We start from the raw sequence: 3,522 nt of genomic DNA, 5'->3' as shown, positions 1-3,522 counted from the left end.
CCCCCCCCCCCCCAGCCAGTGGCGGCTGTTCAGCGACCATCTGGCCGGCGCGGTGATCCCCTCGCTGCTGGTGCTCGCCTCGCTGGATATCGGCCATATGATGCTTCACGTAGCCGGCATGTCGTTCCTCGGTCTCGGTGTCAGCGCGCCGACGGCGGAATGGGGGGTGATGATCAACGACGCCCGGCAGTATATCTGGACCCAGCCGCTGCAAATGGTCTGGCCGGGGCTGGCGCTGTTCATCAGCGTGATGGCTTTTAACCTGCTGGGCGACGCGCTGCGCGATCGTCTCGATCCCCACCTGATCGCGGAGCATAGCCACTGATGCCGCAGAAGATCCAACTGGAACAGATCTCGCTTGCCGCTGACCGACCGCTGGTCAGCGACGTCTCCTTCACCCTGCGCCGCGGCCAGGTGCTGGCGCTGCTCGGCAGCAGTGGTTGCGGAAAATCGCTGACCTGCGCCGCCGCGCTGGGCCTGCTGCCGCCCGGCGTCAGGCAAACCGCCGGCCGGGTGCTTCTCGACGGCATTCCGGTGCACGGCGAACAGCTGCGCGGGGCGACCATCGCCACCATCATGCAGAACCCGCGCAGCGCCTTTAACCCGCTGCATACCATGGCCGCGCACGCCCGGGAAACCTGCCGGGCAGTCGGTCGTGAAGCGAATGACGCCGTGCTGCTGGCAGCGATGGAGGAGGTCGGTCTGGACAATCCGCGGGCGCTGCTGAAGCGCTACCCTTTTGAAATGAGCGGGGGCATGCTGCAACGGATGATGGTCGCTCTCGCCCTGCTCAGCCGCGCGCCCTTTATCATCGCCGACGAGCCGACGACCGATCTCGATGCCATCGCCCAGGCGCGCATCCTCGACCTGCTGGCGGATATTGTCGCCAGGCGCGGTCTGGGACTGCTGCTGGTGACGCATGACATGGGCGTCGTGGCGCGGCTGGCGCATCACGTAACGGTGATGGAGAACGGTCGCCTCGTTGAACACTGCGATGTGAATACGCTATTTAGCGCCCCGCGGCACCCGCTCAGCCAGCGCCTGCTGGCCGCGCATCTGGCGTTATACGGTCTGGAGAAAACACCATGAATTTACTCAGCGCTACCGGGGTGAGTCACGATTATCCTCACCACGGCAGGGTCCTGCATGCGATCCATCTCGCCATCGCCCCCGGCGAAACGGTGGCCCTGCTCGGACGCAGCGGCTGTGGGAAAAGCACCCTGGCGCGGATGCTGGTGGGTCTGGAAACGCCGCAGCACGGCGATATTGCCTGGCGCGGCACGCCGCTGACTGCCCTGAAGGGCGAGGCCATCGGCGCCTTCCGCCGTGATATTCAGCTGGTATTTCAGGATGCCTTCAGCGCGGTGAATCCGCGCAAAACGGTGCGCGAGATCGTCAGCGAGCCGCTGCGCCATCTGTTGTGCTTGTCGCGTGAGGCGCGTGCGCGGCGGGTGGAAGAGATGCTGCTGGCCGTCGACCTCGCGCCGTCGCTGCTCGATAAGCGCCCGGCGCAGGTCAGCGGCGGACAGCTGCAGCGCGTCTGCCTGGCACGCGCCCTGGCGGTACGGCCGCAGCTGTTGATCCTTGATGAAGCGGTTTCAAATCTCGATCTGCTGCTGCAGGCGGAGATTATCGCCCTGCTGAAGCGTCTGCAGGCGCAGTTTGACACCGCCTGCCTGTTCATCACCCATGACCTGCGGCTGGTGGAGCGCTTTTGCCAGCGAGTGCTGGTGATGGAGCACGGGCGCATCGTCGAAACCGCAACGGTTAGTCTACCGCTACGCCTGCGTTCCCCTGCCGGACAGGCGCTCCAGCAGGCGGTGCTCCCCCCTTTTCCTGCCACTCTGCTTAACGAGGCCATGCCATGCAGCGCGTAACCCTGACCCTTGATGATGACCTGCTGGCCGCCCTCGATGCGCTAAGCGCCCGCCGCGGCTACCACAACCGTTCGGAGGCGGTACGCGATATTCTGCGCGACGCCCTCAACCAGGATCCTCCGTCGCCGGAATCACGGCGCGGGTATGCCGTCCTGTCGTACGTGTATGAACATGAGAAACGCGAACTGGCGAGCCGGCTGGTGGCCACCCAGCATCATCATCACGATCTCTCCGTCGCCACGCTGCATGTGCATATCAGTCATGACGACTGCCTGGAGATTGCGGTGCTGAAAGGTGATATGGCCGAGGTACAGCATTTTGCCGACGACGTGATTGCCCAGCGCGGCGTGCGCCATGGGCATTTGCAGTGTTTAGCGGATGATTAATTATTTGAAAATTCTTGGGTGGTTTATCAACAGTTGATAAACCACATAAACTATACGCTTTGTGAATTATCCCTCTTCGCCAATAATGGCGCCTCATTTAACGATCTCGTTATGGCGAGGCTCCTGCATAAATACAAGTTACCGCCCTGTTGGTATCGAGAGAGACCACTCAGGGAAATACAGGCTTCCATCGAATCAAGGTGTTGCCAAGGTAACTTCTGGCGGTCATGACCGTTCAGATACGTTATGCAGTGCTAAAACCAGGACGTAGGGATCTGCCTGCGCTAACCCTGTCTTGTTCGCCCCTATGAGTGATTTTTTATAGGGATTTTTAAACATGTCTTCCATTCAACTCTGCGCCGCCCATCAGGCGACCTCTGGCTTCGACGGCGATGCGATCGCCCAGTACATGCGTACCGATTTTATTACGCTGCAGGAACATCTCAGCGTTCATGAGGCGCGCGAACACTTTATCTCCCAACTGGCCAGCGATGATATTCCCGGGCAGGTGTTTGTCGTCGCCGGCAAGAAGCTGCGTGGCAGCCTGTCGGTCAAAAAGCTACTCCAGGAAACGGATATCAACCAGTCTATCCGCCACCTGATGGACAGCTGCCTGTTTCGCGTCAAACCTGACGATGAGCGCCAGCAGGTGATTGCCGAGCTCAGCGAGCGCGGCCTCGACCTGGTCCCCGTCGTCGATAAAGGCGAGCTGGTCGGCTGCCTGATGGAGAAGGAGATCGCCCATCTGCTGGAGGATGACGTCACCGAAGATGCTCAGCTGCAGGGGGCAACGCTGCCGCTGGAAAAACCGTACCTCGAGATCAGCCCCTGGACGCTGTGGAAAAAACGCTCGGTGTGGCTGCTGCTGCTGTTCGTGGCCGAAGCCTACACCAGCAGCGTACTGCAGCATTTCGAAGAAGCCCTGGAATCGGCCATCGCGCTGGCCTTCTTTATTCCGCTGCTCATCGGCACCGGCGGCAACAGCGGAACGCAGATCACCTCGACGCTGGTGCGCTCGATGGCGCTGGGGGAAGTGCGACTGCGCGATATGGGGCGGGTGATCCGCAAAGAGGTATCGACTTCGTTTCTGATTGCCCTGACCCTGGGCCTGGCGGGCTGCCTGCGCGCCTGGATGATGGGGATTGGCATGGAAATCACGCTCATCGTCAGCCTGACGCTGGTCTGCATTACCCTGTGGAGCGCGATTGTCTCCTCGGTCATTCCGATGGTGCTTAAGCGGATCGGCATTGACCCGGCGG

5 protein-coding genes and 1 riboswitch are annotated in these 3,522 nt (G+C 61.4%); all 5 genes read left to right on the top strand.

Features of this window, described 5'->3' with window-relative positions; translation table 11 throughout:
- The coding region (locus HMPREF9538_RS20645) for an ABC transporter permease subunit (protein WP_009484374.1) at positions 1 to 325 on the top strand (325 nt) is incomplete at its 5' end.
- Positions 325 to 1,089, top strand: coding sequence for a nickel import ATP-binding protein NikD (locus tag HMPREF9538_RS20650; protein WP_004186019.1), 765 nt, complete (start codon positions 325 to 327; stop codon positions 1,087 to 1,089). The genes HMPREF9538_RS20645 and HMPREF9538_RS20650, both read left to right, overlap by 1 nt.
- Positions 1,086 to 1,877 (top strand): nickel import ATP-binding protein NikE, encoded by a 792-nt coding sequence (gene nikE / locus HMPREF9538_RS20655; protein ID WP_009484373.1) that lies wholly within the window; start codon positions 1,086 to 1,088, stop codon positions 1,875 to 1,877. Before HMPREF9538_RS20650 ends, nikE begins: the two co-directional genes overlap by 4 nt.
- Complete coding sequence (nikR, locus tag HMPREF9538_RS20660) at positions 1,865 to 2,263, top strand: nickel-responsive transcriptional regulator NikR (RefSeq protein ID WP_002921188.1); 399 nt, start codon at positions 1,865 to 1,867, stop codon at positions 2,261 to 2,263. Before nikE ends, nikR begins: the two co-directional genes overlap by 13 nt.
- 98 nt (positions 2,264 to 2,361) lie before the next feature.
- Positions 2,362 to 2,543, top strand: a riboswitch (M-box (ykoK) riboswitch).
- A gap of 57 nt (positions 2,544 to 2,600) precedes the next feature.
- The coding region (locus tag HMPREF9538_RS20665; RefSeq protein WP_009484372.1) for a magnesium transporter at positions 2,601 to 3,522 on the top strand (922 nt) is incomplete at its 3' end.

The organism is Klebsiella sp. MS 92-3 (assembly GCF_000195655.1).
GTDB classification, from domain to species: domain Bacteria; phylum Pseudomonadota; class Gammaproteobacteria; order Enterobacterales; family Enterobacteriaceae; genus Klebsiella; species Klebsiella pneumoniae.
This window is presented reverse-complemented; position numbering and strand designations above follow the sequence as displayed.